The sequence below is a fragment of the Nocardia ninae NBRC 108245 genome (assembly GCF_007990755.1).
Lineage (GTDB): Bacteria > Actinomycetota > Actinomycetes > Mycobacteriales > Mycobacteriaceae > Nocardia > Nocardia ninae.
Map to the genome: position 1 here is coordinate 145185 of NZ_BJXA01000008.1, position 19197 is coordinate 164381.

The 19197-nt window shown below is 69.1% G+C and carries 1 protein-coding gene; it reads left to right on the forward strand.

The features are described 5' to 3' along the window. Positions 1-3: 3 nt before the first annotated feature. Positions 4-19182, forward strand: coding sequence for a WXG100-like domain-containing protein (locus NN4_RS08890; protein ID WP_147129450.1), 19179 nt, complete (start codon positions 4-6; stop codon positions 19180-19182). The last annotated feature ends 15 nt before the right edge of the window (positions 19183-19197 follow it).

The window sequence follows — 19197 nt, forward strand, 5'->3', positions numbered from 1 at the left end:
GATATGGCGGATTTTTGGGACGGCGTCGTCGACGTACTCGGCTGGGTCGCCGGTAGCGACTGGCCGGAAGGCTCCGAGAGTGGTATGCGGGCCCTGGGCGGGGACTGGCATGCGGCCGCCGAGGCGATTCGCGGTATCGAAGCCGATATCACTGCCGCTAAGAACGCGGCCCTCGCCGCGTATCCAGCAGGCGTGGCGCGCGACGAAATCGCCGGCGTATTCGACAAGCTGTGGAACGGCACCGGCGCCACCAAGGAGCAGGAAAACCAAAACCTCAAAAAGATGGCGGAGTTTTTCGACGGGATCGGTGACTCCGCCGAGCAGGTCGGCGATGAGATCGAATACGCCAAATGGATGATGGCCAGTTCGCTCGGTCTGCTCGCTATCGAACTCGCGGCGGCATGGCTGTTTCCGCCGACCGCGCCCGCCGTGCAAGTCGGACTTATCGCGGCGACGCGATTCGGAATTCGGCTGATCGCACAGCGGGTAATGGCCGCGATCTCCAGAGCCCTCGGCAGGATGCTCACGGCGGGCTTCGCCAAGTTTGTCATGAAGCACGTGGCCATCGACCTGGCGCTCGGCACCATGCAGGACCTCGGCATTCAGCAGATGCAGGTGTGGCAGGGACACCGCAAGCAGGGCGTCGACTGGGGTCAGGTCGGGATGACGGCTTTGTCCTCCGGCCTCGGCGGTGCCGCGGCGGGCCCGGTCGGTGACCGGCTCGGGCAGGCACTGCAGGGAAAGATGCGTCCCTTCTTCGCCGGTGCGGTCACCGGAATGGCCGCTGGCACAGTGGGTGCCGTCGCCGGAGCAATCCCGCAGTTCGCCATGGATGTCTACAAAAACGGGTGGGACAGCGCGTTCAGCAATCTCGATCCGCGCATGTTCACCGCGGGCATCTCCAACGGCGCGATGTCGGGCGGCAACAAAGCGTTAGCGAACGGCTACTTCAGCTCGTCCCCGAATTGGGGCGGTGGGGTACGGGTAGATCCGATCGGCGTGCCACGGGTCGGCTCGCTCGGCACGCTCGAACCGACCGGTGTCGGTGCCGGAACGAACGCGCCCGGCGTTCAGCCCGCCGGGGCAAATGGGTTGGGCACCAACGGTTCTGGTGGTTCTCAGGTCGGTGGTTCGCAAGGCAGTGGATCGAGTCGGGCCGGTGGCGACGGCACGGGCACCGGCGGAAGCAATGGTCGATCGAGTAGCGCGGGCGACAACTCGACTCGCAACTCGGGCGGCACCGATGACGGCTCGTCGTCGCGAACGTCGACCGGTGATGGTTCCTCGCCCCGGAGTTCGGCCGCCGACGCGCCCACGTCGCAGAGCTCGAACGATGGATCGGCGAGCCGCTCCGACGGCGCGCAAAGTCGCGGCGACAGCGGAGCGCAGCAGCACGACGGTGGAGCTCAGCAGCGCGAGAGTGGAAGCGACAGCGGAGCACAGCAGCGCGACAGCGGGGGCAGTTCGGAGAATCGCGGTGCGGACGGCGGCCGCCAAGAGGGCGGATCCGAGAGTCGCGCCGGCGTCGCACCGGAACACGCCGCGGGCGCGGACCAGAGTTCCACCACCGCAGGCGATCACGGTGGTAGCGCGAACGACCGAGGCGCGGGCGAGTCCGGAACCAACGGCACGGATCGTGGCGTGGCGCCACAGCAGCATGCGGGTGGTGACGTCGGTGCGCCGCCGCCGGAGTCGAGACAGACTGGCCCCCAACAGAATTCACTCACTTCAGACCCGGCTAGGACGGGCGGCGACGGGTCGCAGCCGAGGTCCGGCGTGCCGGGCGAGGCACGTCCGCATACCAGCGGCGCCGAACCGGCCCGCAGCACTGATCCGGGGCGCAGCGCCGATCCCGCTCGCGCGCAGTCTGGTGCCGAACCGCGAACCGGTGATTCGCGGGCGAGCTCACCTGAGACGCGACAGGGCGGCGATCGGCCGCGTGTCGATTCGCGCGCGGGCGTCGCAGAGACGAATCCCCGTGCGGCAGACCGCGGTTCGTCACCCGGCATCCGTGCGGAATCGGGCGGGTCCGAGGCGCCACGGACACCGGAGCGATCGACAGGTGCGGCGGGAGAGCACGCCAAGGTCCGTGCCGAGTCGCCGGACGGACCCACCGCCGTGCGTCCGGAGGCCGGTGTGCCACGGCATGAGGCCGGTGCCCCGCGTCCGGAAGCTGGTGCGCCACGGCAGGAGACCGGTGCCCCGCGTCCTGATGACGCTGCTCCGCGTCCTGACGATGTCGCGCCGCGTCCGGATGACAATGCCCCTCGCTCGGAAGACGGGGTCCAGCGTCCGGAAGATGCTGCGCCACAACCAGATCGGTCGAGAAGTGGTGAAGCGCCGCGAACCGGCCGCGACCCGGGCTTGCTCGCCGAGGGCGATGCCCGACCCCGCGACGAGAGTTCGGCGCCGCGCAGTGACGAGGATCCGGCCACCCGCCCAGACGACGCCGACAGTGACCGCCGCCGCGGTTCCGACGACCCCGCATTGGTCCCGCTGCTGGTCGGCCCGGACGGGAGTGCCCCGCCCGCAAGGCATCCGGGTGGTGACGCACCTCGCGCGGACGGATCGCCACGACCCGAGGGTGACACCGATTCCGGCGAGACTCCGCGCCCACGCGGCGACGACGATCTGCGCGGCAAGTGCGGCCTCCTGTCGGTAGTCGATCTGATCCGACGCTTCGGCGCCGAGAACTTCCGCCTGCCCACCCGCACGATCGGCGTCGACGGCATGACCGCAGGCGAATTGGTCGCGGCCGCAGGCGGTTCGCTGCGCGAATTCCGTGGCGCCGACGCCATCGCGAACCGTCTGATGAGTTTGGGCGAGGGCGCGACGGCACTCGTGGTCGACGTCTACAGCGGCCCTGCGGACCGGCACGGGGTCGGCGCGCACGCGTATCTGATGGTGCACGAGAACGGCCAGATCGTGATCCGCGACGCCACGCTGACCGGGGACGAGGGCGGGGCGCCGACCAGGGACGTCAGTCGCTCGCTTGCCATCCTTTTCAACGGTGACGGCACCCCGATCGATCCGGTGCCGAGCCATGTGCGCGACGAACTGATGGCGGGCGGGGACCACCCCGTCGATCCGGTACGGATCGGTCAGCAGCCGGCGGGTCAACAGTTCTACCGCGGCTCGGATGCCCAGTGGCACCATCCGGCCGACCCGGACAACACGTGGCGCGACGGACGTTTCCGCCTGCACGACTACCGCACCGGTCAGTTCATCGAGGACCACCTCAGCACCAACAAGTTCACCTTCCTGGCGGATCAGGGTCCGGCGAGCCCGTACCACCCGACACAGCCGATGACCCTGACCGACTCGTTGCTGCAGGATCAGCTGCACGACCTGTCCCAGCAACGACTGGACTTGCAGACCGAGCGGGACGGGGTCGCCGACGATCTCGTCAAGCGGCTCATACCCGAGTTCTCGAAGTACGGGCTCTCCGAGATCCCGGAACTGAAGGCCAGCAAGCTCGACGACGTGATCAGTGATCTGAAGGATCAGATCCGGAACGACTCCGAGCTGAGCTCCGCGGAGAAGGTCGCCAAACTCGCCCTGCTGCGTGATCTGCAGGCCACCGCCGAGAACTACAACGATCTCGGCCCGCGGATGGTCCAGGTCTCCAAGGACCTCGGCGAACTCGGCGCGCGGGCATGGGGTCTGGACCGGGCTCTGCATCCCGACGCGGTGAATCTCACCGATTTCCCTGGCGCCAAGGACGGCCCCGATCTGGTCGATCTCGCTGTGCTGGTGCCGGATCCGGACGGTGGTCCACCGAAACTGGTGATCATCGAGGCCAAGGGTGTCGGTTCCGGGCTCGGTGGGGCAAATACCGTGGACGGGCGGGCGCAGCAGGGGTCGCCGGAATACCTGCGGCGTACGTTGGCGATGGACGCCAATCTCAAGACGATCCTGACGGAGACCCCGGAAGCGTTGCGCGCCAGAGGCATCGACCTCGATTCGCCTGCGGGCCGAGATCTGCTGAAAGCGCGTGAGGAGCTGCTGAAGGCGCACCACGACGGAACGCTGAAGATCGAGTACCACAAGGTCCATGTCGATATCCACGGCAAGATAAAGGTCAGCGAGTTCGGCCTGAACCCGAGCGATCGCGCTGCGGTCCGGATGGACACCATCGGTGAGATCCAATCCGATCACACTCCGGCGCAGCCTGCTTCGCCCGACAACGGCGGTGGCCCGCATCCGCGTTCGCCCGACGACCAGACCAGCCAGCCGGACGATCGTCGTGGCCGGTGCGGCGAGGACTCCCTGATCGACCTCCGCGACCGGCACGGCGACCAGATCTGGTTGCCGGAGCGCACGATCGGCCCAGACGGAATGACGTCCAGGGAGCTGGAGGCATTGGCCGGCGGCGAGCTGCGGCCTACCGATCATGACACTGTCCGCCAGCGATTGCTCGAACTGGGCGACGGGTCCTCGGCGCTGATCGTCGATACGTACGCGAGCCGCGACGAATACGGCGTCGGCGCGCACGCCTACGAAATGCTCAACGTCGGCGGCGACATCATCATCCGCGATATCGGCGCCGGTCTGGACAACCACAGCTACCCGCCCCGGACACCGCAGGAAGTGCGCGGCACCCGCGCCATCGTCCTCGGCGGGCCCGAGGGTCGCCCGGATCACCCGATCAGCCACGCGGATCGGATCCGGATGCTCGAGGCGGAGGCGAACGCGGCGGCCAGTGGCGACCGGGTCGGTCGGCCGGTCGACGGCAGGCAGCACGACGGCACCGGAAGTCCGCGCCACGAACTCACCGACACTTCGCCGCCTGCCGATACCGACGAGCCCAACCGGGTCGATGACGGACGGCGGGATACCGGTCTTCCCGACGTCGAAGTGATCGGCGAACCGGGTCCCGGCGTGACGCCGGAAATGCTGGACGCCGCACGGCGATCGGTCGCCGAAACCGGTGAGCCACTGGTGATTTTCGGCAGCCGGCAAACGGGCATCTCGGAGAAGTCGGGTGCGCCGTTCCATGCCGATAGCGATCTCGACGTCGCGGCAACCACGCCCGAGGGGCTGATGAAGCTCGTCGACGTGCACGAGGGACAGAGCCCGATCCCGAAGGTCAAGGATGTCGCCGGGATATTCAGCGAGCAGCAGGCGCGCGAGAAGGGCTATCTGGTAATCAAACCGGCGGAAGTCGCGCCGGTCGACGCGGGGTCGACGAACGATCGTGGCTCCAAAGACCCTGGTGCGCAGGAGGATTCGGGCGCACGCCCACGCCCGTCCGACGAGAACGGATCGAGCGATCGCGGGCCGAAGGATCCCGGTACCGCTACCGCCGACCGGGAGTCCGGAACGCGCCCCCGGCCATCGGAGGAGCCGGCGGGCAACGAAAATGGGCCGCAACGAGATCCGGATCAGCACCGCGACGACGCACTGAGCTACGACGATCACCTGTCCAACAGCGACGAGCCGCCCCGGCCTGCTCCGTCGTCGTTCATCATCCCGGATAACGGCGGCCCGTTGCCGGAACCGTCGGTCCAGAGTCATCCACTGGGCACCCTCGACGAGTCACGGGTAACTCGCGACGCAGACACCGGTCTCATCACCCATGTCGACGCCGAGCCGGTCGACGACTTCGTTCGCAGGCTCGGCGCTGAGCGAGCGGACGCGTACCGGCAGGCAGCGACCGACAAGGTGTTGTCACGAAATGCGCAGGGCGCGTGCATGTCCGTCGGCATCGACCGCGAGACCGGGCGCGTCTACGAAGCGGCGAACGGTAAGCGGTCCGATGTCATCGCCGAGGCGGACCTGCATCCGACTCTGGTAGACAATCTGCGGCGCATGGAATCTCAGCTGTACAGCCAGGACGCCGACCCGAATGTGCCTGCGACGGAGAAGTATCCGCATCCGGACGATCCGCTCGGCCACGCCGAGGTCAAGGCCACGAATCAGATGCTGTGGGATCGACGGGCCGCCGGACTGTCCGACGACCACAGCGCGATGGCGGCCCTGCTGCACGCTCCGCAGTTTCCGTTCGGCGGCCGTGCCGGGGACGCGCCGTTCTGCGCCAACTGCCACCACATGCTCGCCGGGGCCGAAAGCGCCACCGATCGGCACACGAAATACCCGCCGGCCGACGCCACCCTGCAGAGCAGCCTCGATCGTGCTGCGCGTGACGGTGCAGGGCCGAGCAAGACGTCCGAAACCCCGCCGGTCGGGGAGGTCGACGGCGGTCGCGCACGGGAGGTAGACCCGAATACGTCTCGCCCGCAAAAGGATTCGGCAGCCGAGCCGAGGCCGCGCCCCGCTGCCGAGGAGTCGGGGCCGCGTCCGGTGGATCCGACTCGCCCGCAAGAAGTTTCGGCGTCCGAGTCGAGGCCGCGTCCGGCAGCGGACGATCCGGCGAAGATGTCGACGGACCATTTGGCGCGCGACCGAGAGTCCGCCTCGCAGCTGACGCCGCGCGACCCGGCAGCCCCTCTCGACGTGACCGACGGCGCGGACCGTCCGGACGGCGGTCAGCCGGAGTCGTCGATCGTCGACAAGTGGACGCCGATGGACGCCACGCAAGTCGGCGAGGAGCTGGCCAAGGACACCGGTCTGCTGGTGTACGGGTTCGACCAACCCGGTGTCGATCCCGCGGTGGCCCGCGAAATCGCCAGGGGCGTCGTCGAAATGCGGACCAAGTACCCGCACGTGGCGCTGGGCAGTGTCGGTATCGGGCCGTTCCGTCACCGGACCTTGGCCCAGGTCATGCCGGCCATCAACCCCGAGACCGGCGCGCGATACGCCCAATCGATAAAGATCAGCAGGGATTTCGTCGGCAGCCTGGATACCTTCCGGCAGGAAGTCCAGTTGGGCGTAAACAAGGGACGATTCGACCAAGCCCTCACGAATCGCCCGGTCTTCCAGATGATCCTGCACGAATACGGCCACGTGGTGGACTTCCACGGCCAGCGGGCCAGCCTGCGACCGATCGATCCGAGTGACCCGCACTCGCTGACCTATGTCGACAAGGTTTTGCAGGACCACTACAAGCAGCTGGCCGCGCAGGACCCCACGCTTCCCAATACCAAAGCGGGCTACGACAATTGGCTGAGCCAGCTCAGTCGCTACAGCTTCGACGTGAACGGCGTCTTCAACCCGGGCGAAGCAGTGGCCGACGCTTTCCGCGACGTCGAGCTGAACGGCGACCGCGCGAGCGAGCCCGCACAGGTCATGCACAAGCTGCTGACCGACTTGGCGGAGCTGGGCCCCGACGCGCTGGCCCCACGGCTGCCGAGTGCCGAGGCGGGACCGCCGGCGGACGGCGCTCGGCCACAACGGATTCCGGTGCCCGAAGGCGCACCGCATCCGGCCGCCGACGCACCGGCCAGGATGGCGGCCGATCGGCCGCGCGACCCGGACGCCGCGGGCGACGACAGCGGCGGTCGCCGGGAGACCACCGACGAGTGGTCCGCGCGCATGCGGGCCGAGACCGCGGAATGGCGGGCGCGGATGGCCGCCGAGCACGCGGTGGAGATGCGGCGGATCGCGGATATCGAACCCGTCGACTGGGCCTCGCAGATGCGGGCCGACCACGCCGAATGGACGGCGCAGATGTTGGCGATGCGCGCGGAGTTCTCCCGCGACATCGCCGACGGCGTGCTGCCCCGCGCGGCGGAGCCGTCCTCGGACGCTGCCGATGAGCCGATAGGTGTGCGGCCGGAGGGCGGCAACAAGCCCGAACCCAGCAGCGAGGTCCCGCATCCGGGTGATGTGAAGGTATGGCCGCGTGAAAATTCGGCCCCAGCTCCTGAACCGGAGGCCGCAGGCGCGGGCGGAGGCAAGAAGCCGCCGGAATCGCCACAGCCAGTCGGAGATCCGGGTGAAGAAGGCGCGAACAACGGCCGGCGTCCCGGCGAGGATCCGACTCCGGCCGAGGGCACACCGCGACCGGAAGACACGATCGAGGCGCGCCAGGCCGCGCTGAACGCTGAACGTGATCGTATGGTCGCCGAACGCGACGCATTGTTGCAGCAGCGCAACGAGCTGGCGGGGCGACTCGGAGTTTCGTCGGCGGCCGACTGGATCGCATTGCACCCGGACCTCTTGCAGCGCACCCTGGAGGAGCTGCGGGGTCGCACCATGGAGGTGCGCGAGGAGATGCCGCGCGAGCTGGCGCGCATCGACCAGCTGGAGCAGCTGGTCAACCAGGTTGCCGACAAGAATGCCGACATCGCCAGGATCGATAGCGAGTTGGCGCGGTTGGCCGCCGAACGCGAAGCGGCCATTCGACGCGAGACCCCGACGGCGGAGTACGACCGCCTGCTCGAGGAGCGGCGGGAGCTGGCACGGGAGCGCGAATCCGCCAGGGTGAAGCGGGACGAACTGGCCGACCGCCTCGGCATCCGGGAGCTGTCCGGCGACGCGTTCGAGCGCAGGATGCTCGAACTCTACGACGAGGCGCGGACCCGACGGACGCGGATCCCCGGCACGCTGGACTCCCCGGAACAGTTTGTGCGAGAACGTGTTTCGGGTGCCGACGTGGAACAGCACAACCGGACGGTCCGGCGGCTGGTCGATGCGGTCGCGGAATTCAACCGTCTCGACGCGGCCGTCGCCGACACGGACGCGCGCTTGGCGCAGCTGCACGACGCGGGCATCGGCCGTGATCGACCGTCGGCCGACGATCTCACCGGCGACCTCGATCGGATGGCCCGCGAGCACGCCGAGATCCTCCGCGATATCGAGGCGCGGCGCTCGTTGATGGCGGATCTGGCCCGGTCGCTCGGGATTCCGGAGTCGGATCTCGGTCCGCAGCGTCATCAACTGGAAGAAACGCTGCGGGATCAGCGGAACCGGATCACGGACAACACCGATGCGTCCGTCGAGCGGCACCGCTTGCTCGACGCGCTGCACGACGCGGCGCGCGACGTGCTCGCGGCCGACAACGCCGCAGGCAGGCTGCAGGACGAGATGGCCAGGGTTACCGGCCTGTGGCGCGACCTCATCGTGGCCGAGGGCGGCAAGATGGGCCGGATGGTCAACGACCGGGTCGGCATCATCTTCGGCGAGCGGCCGCGGATCATCGTGTTCGGTCCGCGCGCGGAATTCGACAACCCGCGGGCCGGGCACGACCGGGACCTCGCCCACGCCATCCTTACCGAACCCGTTGTGGCACATGCGATGATGCGGCAGCCGCGCATCGAATACCGGCAGGTTGTCACCGAGCCGGACGGTTCGTGGCAGCAGGTGCCGATGCGCGGTCCGGCTATGGAGCGCATCGCCACCGGCTGGATCGACGGTGATCCCGGGCTGCTGCTCGTCCGCTGGCAAGACGCGAGCGGTCAATGGCATGCGGTGGATCCCACCAAAGCCGAGTGGCGCGGCGAAGTCGGCCGCAAACCGAAGGATGAAAAGGACCCGGGTGACCCGGACTGGTGGGGCGGGCTCGGCGACTTCGGCAACGACTTGGCGACACCGTTCGCGGATATCCCACCGGGACAGATAGCGCGAAACATGCTGCCGATGAACCCGATCGGCGCGACGATCACATACTTCGAGGGTGGTATCCCGCCGGAAGACATCGCCACCGTGCACGCCGGTAGCGATTTCTATGCCGTGCAACGGAATCTGCGCACATTGCTCGACGTGGTCAAGGTTCCTATGGTGCGGGATTGGATCCACCGGCATCCGGCGATCGGCGACTGGATCAAGGCGCGACCCTGGTTGCAGCGACTTCCCCCGTTCTCCACCCAGTGGTCGTCGGTCCAGTGGCATCGCCCGCCGGAGACCAACATTCAGCCGATGGTCCGCCGGTGGGACGCCGACGAGCACTCGAACAATCCGCAGCGGGCCGAGATCGCGGAGTGGCTGCAGCGCGCGATCGATAGGGATGTCGCGAACTGGCGGAAGGTGCAGGAATGGGCCGACGAAGAATACGACAAGTTCCGCCGCGACGATCAGCTCGCGGACCGCATGGTCGAGCCGCTGAACGAGTATCGGGAACAGCAGCGGCGCGTCGGTGCGCAGGAATTGGTCGATCGCATCCGCAAGGAACTGGTCGACTCGCACGAGGGCGTCGACCTGGGCCGTCCCGATGTCGACCGGCAGCTGGCGATGATCGACCAGGCCATCGATCTGATCGCCAGAGATGCCTTCGACAAGTTCCCGACCGACGATCCGGCCGAGGTCAGGAACACGGTCGCCGATATCCGGAAGCGACTGCTGAAGATCAGGAACGTCGGCCCCATCACCGATGCGGACATCACCAGGATCGTCGACGAACTGACCCCGGGCATGCGCCCGCTGCTGCCGAAGATCGAAGACCACGCGAAGCCGGATCCCTTCCCGCGCGGCTCCACCGTCGAAGGCGAGCAGACACCGCCCCGGCCTGAATACCCGGAGTTCACCAGGGATCAGGTGCAGCAGATCATCAATCACCTGATGCACGACGAGCATCTGGCCCGCGATTACGCCGACCCGGACGCCCGCCTGGTGTGGGTGCGGATGGATCAGCTCGCCGATGTGGCGGAGGCGATCACCCGGATCGTGGACGGCAAGCCGCGACCGGAGGACGTCGTCCTCATGCTCGACGCGCTCGCCGAGTCGAACTTTCTGCGTGATCCGGCGAACGAGGACGCGACCTGGCACGAGGCGAACGCGCACGCGATCGCCGAGGGCTTCCACTGGGATGCGAACCGGCCGCCACTGACCGGCCCCCGCGCGGGTATTCCATATGCGCCGGAACCACTCAGCACGCCGGAATCGCTCACGACGCCGGAACCGTTCCTGCCGCGGGACCGCTACGAACTGGAATTGGCCAAGGCCCGGGTCCGCTGGGAGGCGACCACCGCCGCGCTGTTCGCTGCCGCACAGGCCGCCAGGGCCGATCCGGACGCACTGTTCGGCGCCGACGATCCTGCCGCCCATTTGGCAGACCTGCGGGCGCAGCAGCCGGACGCCGACGGACAGCGGCGCATCGATGAACTGACCCGCGCGCTCGAAGCATTCGACGATGCCGGTGCCGAGGTGACACGCCTCGAACAGCGCCTCGAACAGCACGACGCCGACCGGGCACGTGCCCGCGCGGTGGCGCGCGGCGGAGTTCCGGAACTTCCTGCCGTGCAGGCGGAAACGAACGCGCTGCCGGAAGCGCCTGCGCCGCAGGAGACCTCCGCGCAGCAGCAACGGGCCGCCGAGGCCGACGCACAGCAACGGCGCGATGAGATCAACCGCTTGGAGCGCGAAAAAGCCGAGGCGCTGCGCGTCCGGGACGAGGCCGAGGAACAGCTGCGGCAGGCGCGGGACCAGGCCGAAGCCGAGGACGCTTTCGAGCGGCAACGCCATGCCGTGCGCGACGCGGCCGAGCTGGACCGGTTGCTCACCGAGCAGCTCAGGGACGGGGCCCTGCTCGAAGCAGGCGCGCAGCCGATCGCCGAGGTGCCTCAGGTCGGCGTCATCCCCGGCGATCCGCGGCAGGTCGCCGTGGTGGTGCGCGGTGAATCCGCCGACCCCACAACGCTTATCGATCGCGCCGTCGCGCTACACCCAGACCTCGCCGACCTCGTCGGACCGAACCGCGACAACGCCATCGTCTTCCGCCTCGTCCCCGGCGAAGACGGCCGCACCCAGGTGCACCGGAACGATCCGCCGGACGCGCCCCCGCTGGCCGCACCCCGCCCCGAACCCGACGCGCCGAGCGACGGTGGTGCCGCGAAGAAGCCGCCGACCGGCGAGGCACCGCAGCCCGGCGACGGGCCGAGCACTCCGGCGCCGAAAGAAACTGCGGCACCGAGTAAGCCGGGCGAAGAGCCCGGCGCTCAGGCACAGAAGCCTGTCGGCGAGGCGAATACGCCGTCGGGCGAGGTGAGTAAGCCTGTTGGAGAGGCGAAGAAGCCGGTCAGCGAGCCGAACGTGCCTGCGGGGGAAGCCAATAAGCCGGCTGGTACAGCGGGTAAGCCCGTTGCCGAGGCGGGAAGGCCTGTCGCCGAGGCACCCGAGCCGAGCACGGACAGCGGAGCGAAGAAGCCGCCGCAGCCGCCTGCGTCCGGCGAAGAAGGCAACACCAGCCATAGCCATACTCCCGAGGGCGCTGTGCAGCCCGGTGATCCGGGTAGCAACCGTCCGCCCGCGGGCGCTCAGCCCGGACAGTGGTCGACGGTCGGCGATCCCCGACCGTACGACCCGACTACCCGGACACCGGAGTTCGAGGGATTGGTCGACCGGATCACCGCGTCCGCCGACACCGGTCGGCAGCTCCTCGACCAGGCGCGCGCGATGCTGCGCGCGCTCGGCGCGGATCCGGACGGGCTGGACCCGCACGCGCTGGAGCAGCAGGCCCGAGATGTGTTGAACAGCGCCAAGTCTCGGGCCGAGGAACTGCAGAACCGTGCCCACGTGCCGAGCGAAGAGATGGTGCAGTACTTCGACGATCTGCGCGCGGCGCAGCAGCACTACGCCGACAGCGCGCGGGCGACCGTGGCGGTGTCGAGGGCGCTCAACCAGTACCACGAGTCGGTGCGGGCCACGCACGACCTGCGCGCCGAGGCTGCGGCCGTGATTGCACGGGACGTGCTCGCCACCGAGGGACAGCCGCTCCCCGGTTCGGACGGCGTCGCGATACTGCCGGGCGATCCGCAGCGGGTGCTCGTGGCCTCGCCGTTCCGGGACCCCGAGCACGTGATCGGCGCCGACCTTCGCGAGACGCTGGCGCAACAAGGTGTCGAGGTCATCTACCGGCAAGTGCTGGTCGACGACCAGGGACAGGTGTCCATCGTCGACCTGGTGCCGCCGAGCGGCCCGGACCCGCAGGGCGGAACTAACCCGCAGACACCCCCACCCGCTCCCGGCAGTGGCACGCCGGGACAGCCGGGTGGCACCCCCGCACGCCCTGGCGGCGGTACACCGGGACAGCCTGGTGGCGCGTCGGCACCGCACGGCAGCGCCACACCGCAACAGCCCAGCGCCACACCGCAACAGCCCAGCGCCACACCGGCACGCACTGGCGGCGGTACACCCGAACAGCCCAGTGGCACATCGGCGCGGCCGGGCGTTGGCACACCAGCACGGCCTGTTGGCGAAGCACCGCCACGCGCCGGCGAGCCGAATGACGTTACGGGAACCAACAAACCGGGCGAGGGATCGCGCACGGACAACGTGTCGGCCCCCGGCGAGGTCAAAGCCGCCACACCGGAAGAGCCGGCCCAGCCGGTGGCCGACGGCGCGGGTGGCGGAAAGAAACCGCCGCAACCCCCGACGGCGCCGCCGGCCGGCGACCCGGGCGACGACGGAGCGCACCGTCCGCCGGATCGTAGCTCCGCTGATCGACCGAGCACATCCAGCCCGGACGCGGCGGCGATCGCCCGTGCGGTCGCACGAGTCGAGGCCGCGCCCACCTCGGGCGAGCGGCTCCAGGTCCAGGTGCTCAGCGAGGGCGCGCTGCTGATGGCCGAGCGGGTCGAGCTGATCACCCTCGACGACGGCACCCAGTTGATCCGCAAGACGCTCAGCAATCCGCGGCACGCCGACGCGGAAGTGCTTGCGGCCCTGGTCGGCCGGGCCGTCGGCGCCAACGTGCCGCACATCGTGCGGGTCAGCGACAACATGATCTACATGCAGGTCATGCCCGGCGATTGGGCCAGCGCGCTGCATCCCGGCGCGTGGAGCCCGCAGCAGACCGGGTTGACCGAGACGCCGGGCGGTGTTCGTCTCGGCCTGCTGGATGTGCTGATCCGCATGCCGGACCGCGGCATGACGAACTGGCTGGTCACCCCGGATGGACTCATCAGCGGTATCGACCACAGTCTCGCGTTCGGCAATGGGAAGCGCCCGGACGCCGAAACCAGCAGTGGGTTCGCCCACCACTTCTTCGAGCGCGGCCCCGACGGCACGCTGCACTGGCGTCAGCATGATCTGAGCGCGGCCGAGCTGGCCGAGATCCGCCGCCGGATCGAGGCGCTGGCACCGGAATTCGCGCAACACCCCGACTGGCACCAGTCCGTGCTCGACCGGTTGACCACGATCGAACAGAACGCGCGGCCGGACAGCGATCCGCCGCAGCCGGGGAGCCCGTCCGCCGGCCCCGACAAGCCAGGTGGCACTGGGCCGCAACGACCGGGTGGACCACACGACACCAGTCCCGGTGGCGCCGAAAACGGCCGTGGCACACCGAGTCCCGAGGGTTCCTCGGATCCGGCAGGCACACCACGACCCGAGGGCCCGCCGCAACCCGATCCGGCAGCCGTGCGCGCGGCGGACGACGCCGAACGCCGCGCCGAACTGATCGAAGCGCGCGACGTCGCCATCCGAGACCACGAGGTCGCGCTCCGCAGGCGCAACGAACTGGCCGAGTTCCTCGGCGTCGACCCGGCCGACGACTGGGCGGCACTGCGGCCGGGCGACACTCTCGCCGACACGCTGCGGCAGTTGAACCACCACCGCATCGATGGGCCGGAGCGGTTGCCGCACGACATGATCCGGGTCAAAGAGCTGGAACGGCTGTCGAATCGGGTGCCCGAGGCGGCGGCGACCATCGAGCGGCTGAACGCCGAACTGGCGGCGCTCGATGCCGAGGACACGGGCCCGAGGGAAACCCGGGAGGCCGAATACGATCGCCTGCTCGATGAACGGGCCGAGCGGGCGCGCGACCGCGAAGCTGCGCGCGCGACCAGGGATGACCTCGCCGCCCGACTCAACGTGACCGACCTGACCGGCGACGCGTTCGACCGCCGGGTGCTCGAGCTGCACAACGAGGCGCGCACCAAGACGGTGCGGGTACGGGGCAATCTCGACAGCCCCGGCCGGGTCGCCCACGAACCGGTGGCCGGACCGGAGCGGGAGATGCGCGAACGGACCATCCGCCGGATGGTCCAGGCGGTCGAGGAGTTCAACCGGCTCGATCAGGTCGTCGACGGGATCGACACCAGGCTCAACGAACTGCACCGCGAGAACGTGAACCGGGACCGCCCGCTCGCGGATAACGTTGTCGCGGCGCTGGATCGGCTGGCCCGCGAGCAGGCGGCCATCTTCCAGCACAGCAGGCCGCGGCGCACGGTGCTGGAAGACCTGGCCGAGCGTCTGGACGTGCCGCTGTCCGAACTCGGCCCGGATCCACGGCAACTGGCCGAGACGATGCGGCAGCAACGAGGCATCGAGGATGACACCGATCCCGACCGGCAGAGCATGCTCGACGAGCTCGAGGCTGCCGCGATCGATGTGATCAGGTCCGACACCGCGATGACTCGTCTGCAGGAGCAGATGACGCAGCTCACCGAGCGGTGGCACGAGGTGGTCGAGTGGCGCGACACCCTGCGCGCCGAGGGCGGACGGATGGCGACCGACCGGGTGGGCATCATCGACGGCGAGCCGCCGCGGATCGTCGTCTTCGGTCAGCAGCCCGAGTCGGCGCGTCCGCATGCCCTGCACGATGCCGCGCTCGAACACGCGATACGCACGAGTTCCTCGATCGCGCAGGCGATGTTGCGGCATCCGCGGATCGAATACCGGCAGACCACCCCCGGCGGAGAAACGGTGGTCCACCCGGGTCCGCCGCTGGAGCACATGGCGACGGGCTGGATCAACGGCGACCCCGGTGTCCTGGCGGTCCGCTGGCGCGACGGTGAGGGCAACTGGCGTTGGGTCGATCCGACCCGGCCCGACTGGTCGGTCAATGTCGGCGAGGACGGCAAGCTGCGCCGGGGCGCCGACCTGGAGAGCTACGACCCGGGTGACCCGGATTGGTGGGCCGGCCTCGCCGACTACATCAATGATCTGGCAACGCCTTTCGCCGATATCCCGCCCGGGCAGATGGCGAAGAACATGCTGCCGATGAACCCGATGAACGTCCCGGTGAAGTACTTCCAGGGCGACATACCGGACGATGCGCTCGTCAACGTGCATATCGGCTCGGATTTCTATGCCATCCAACGGGATATCCGCACGCTGCTCGCGGCGATCGACCATCCCGCCGTCCGGAAATGGATCCAGCGGCATCCGGCGATCGGGGATTGGGTCAAGGCGCGGCCGTGGCTGCAGAAGCTGCCGCCGTTCGGCACGGTGTGGTCCGGCTTCGACTGGCACAAGCCGCCGGAGACCAACATTCAGCCGATGTTCCGTGACTGGGAGGCGAGCGAGCACTCCCGCCACGACCTACACGTGGAGATCCCCGAGTGGTTGCAGCAGGTCTTCGCGCGGGAGGCTGCCGAATGGCAGCGGGTCCAGGACTGGGCCGACGGTGAATACGATCGCTTCCGCGCCGACGATCAGCTGGCCGACAAGATCGCCGATCAGTTGGCGCGCTACGGCGAGAACCAGCAGGCGGCCGCCGCGCGCAAGGTCATCGACCTGGTGCGCAAGGAGTTGGTGGACGCGCACCGCGGCATCGACCCGACCCGGCCCGACGTCGCCGAGCAACTGAACCGGGTCGACCGGCAGATCGAAGACCTGGCCGAGCGCACGCTCGCCATGTTCGACAGCAACGACCCGATCGCGGTGCGCGACACCATCGCCGACATTCGCAACCTGCTGGTCGATGCCCAGAACGCCGGGCGCATCACGGACGAACAGATCGATGAGATAGCGCGGGAGCTGGCGCCGAACATGTGGCACGACGCCACCGCCGACCGCGCCGTGCCGCCGCCGCACTTCACCAGGGAACAGATCCAGCAGATCCTCGATCACCTGATGAAAGACGAACACCTGGTCACCGATTACGCCGACCCCAGCGGCAGAGTGGTGCGCAGGCGAATGGATCAGCTGGCCGATGTCGCCGAGGCGATCAACCGCCTCGTGGCAGGCGAGCCGCTGAAGCAGGACATCGTGCTGCTGTACGACGCGCTGGCCGAATCGGAGTTCCTGCGTGACCCGGAGAATTGGAAGAAGACCTGGCACGACGCGAACACGCACGCGGTCGCTCTCGGCTTCCACTGGGACGCGGACCGTCCGCCACTGACCGGCTGGCGCAAAGACATTCCCTACGCCGCCACCCCGCTGCCCGAGACGACGCCGTTCCTGCCGCGCGATCGCTACCAGCTCGCATTGTCCGAGGCGCGCGCCGTTTTGGACGCACGCACCGACGCGCTGCTCGCACTGGAACAGAGTTTGGGGATCGATCCCGCCTGGCTGTTCGGCTCCTCGGAGCCGATCGACACTCGATTGGCGCAGCTGCGAGCGGAACAGCCGGACGCGGACGCCGCACGCCGGGTGGACGATCTGGCGCGAGCCTTCCACGAGTTCGAGGACGCCGCCGCGGAGGTGCGGCGCCACGAGGAGAACCTCGATCGCCACGACACCGAGCTCGATCGGGCACGGGCACTGGAGCGCAGTGGACAGCACGAACTGTCCGGCCCGGTGACGGAGACGCCGCAGGGCGATCGACCCGAGGCCGCCCCGTCCCGGCCCGAAGCCGCCGCGTCGCGGGACGGTGACGTGCACCCCGATCCCGATGCCGACGTACGCCGGGAAGTGGCGGAACTGCGGGAGCGGCTGGAACTGGAGGTGGTGCAGGCCCAGGATCGGCTCGATCGGGCCGAGGCCGAGCGCCGTGCGGCCGCCGAGAGTTTGTCCATGACGATCGAGCCGCACGAACTGCGCTCCGAGCCCGAGATCGAAACGCGCGCAGAAGAATTGCGGTCGCGCACGTTGGAAGTCAACGAGCAGCAGGCCCGGCTGGACAAGGTCGCCGAGCTCGAGCGGGCGGCTAAGGACTACCTGGCCGCCGAGGCCGAGGTGGCGCGCATCGAAGAGGAGCTCGGACACGCGGAGACTCGCGCCGAGGAGCTGACACCCTCCGATCCGAGCACCGGGGATCGGACACGTCCGGGCGAGCAGAACGCCAACCCGCAGGAAGCACTGGGTGATTCGGAGTCGACCCGCCGCCGGCCTCGTGGATCGGACGAGGGTGGCTCGGATCGCGATCGCGCTGAGAGCGATGCCGAGGGTGCGGAGCCGTCGGGTGATTCGGGCTCGGGTCAGCATCGGGACCGGGGGACCGACGACGATGATTCCGACGGGGCGGACCGGGACCGCACGCCGGGTGCCGACCTGAAGCCGCCGGTGTTCCGTTCGCACATACCGCATCCGCCGCACGAGTTCGAGCTCGACTTCCCGCCGCCGGTGGTATCGCCGCTGCCACCGACCGCCCCGATGCCGGACCTGCCGGAGCACAAGGAGCCGCCGCGGCCACCCGTGCCACCGCAGCCCCCGACGACACCGGTTCCGCCTCGACGTCCGTCACCGACACCGACACCGACGCCGACACCGACGGACATTCCGGTAATGCCGCGACCCACCACGCCGCCGACGACGCCGCCGACAACGACGCCGCCGACGACGCCGCCGACGACGCCGCCGCCGACCACACCGCCGACGCCGCCGCCGACGACGCCTCCCACCACGCCGCCGCCGACGCCGCCGACGACGCCTCCCACCACGCCGCCGACAACGCCTCCCACCACGCCGCCGACAACGCCCCCGACGACACCGCCGACAACCCCCCCGACGTCTCCGGATCCCTCGCAGTCGCCGACGCAACCCCCGACTGAGCCGGCCCCAACGACATCCCCATCTCCGGTGCAGGCGAACCTTTCCCCGTACCCGGGTGAGCCCGGCAGCTCCCGACTCCCCGGCCAGCCGTCGCAGCCGAGCCATCCCGGTCAGTCCGGGCAGAACGGCCCGCCACTGCACTTGGCGCAGGCCAACGGTTCTCCCACCGGCGACCCGGAGCAGCAGCCGATGCTGCCCCCGATGGTCCCGCCGATGATGCCGCCGATGGCGGGCCCGTCAGCGGGCGGCGCGGGCGGGCGCGAGGGTGAGCGTCGCCGCTGGCCCGATGAGAACCCGGTGCGCAGTACCCAAATCGTCATCCAGCCACTCGACGGCGGCCGCCTGGCGACCTTCGATCCGGAGACAGGATCCTTGCGCGCCGCAGCAGGAGCCACCGGCCCGGTGGGCGGCGTCCTGGGCTACTTCGGCGAGGTCCTGGCCGTGTTCTACCGCAAGGCGGGCCGTCTGACATTGCGCCTGGGCCCCAACGAGTTCGACCTCGATGCCCCGGCCGTCGACGTCGGCTGGGCGCAATTGGGTCCACAACAGGCCCGGTTCCTGGTGCGCGTCGAGGGGGAACTCATCGTCGACTTCCCCTATCCGATCAATGGGAGCGGTACCGACTTCGGCTTGCTGATCCGTGACATATTGGCCGACCCGCGACAATGTGTCGGTGTCTTCAACTGATCGTGAGGAGGAATC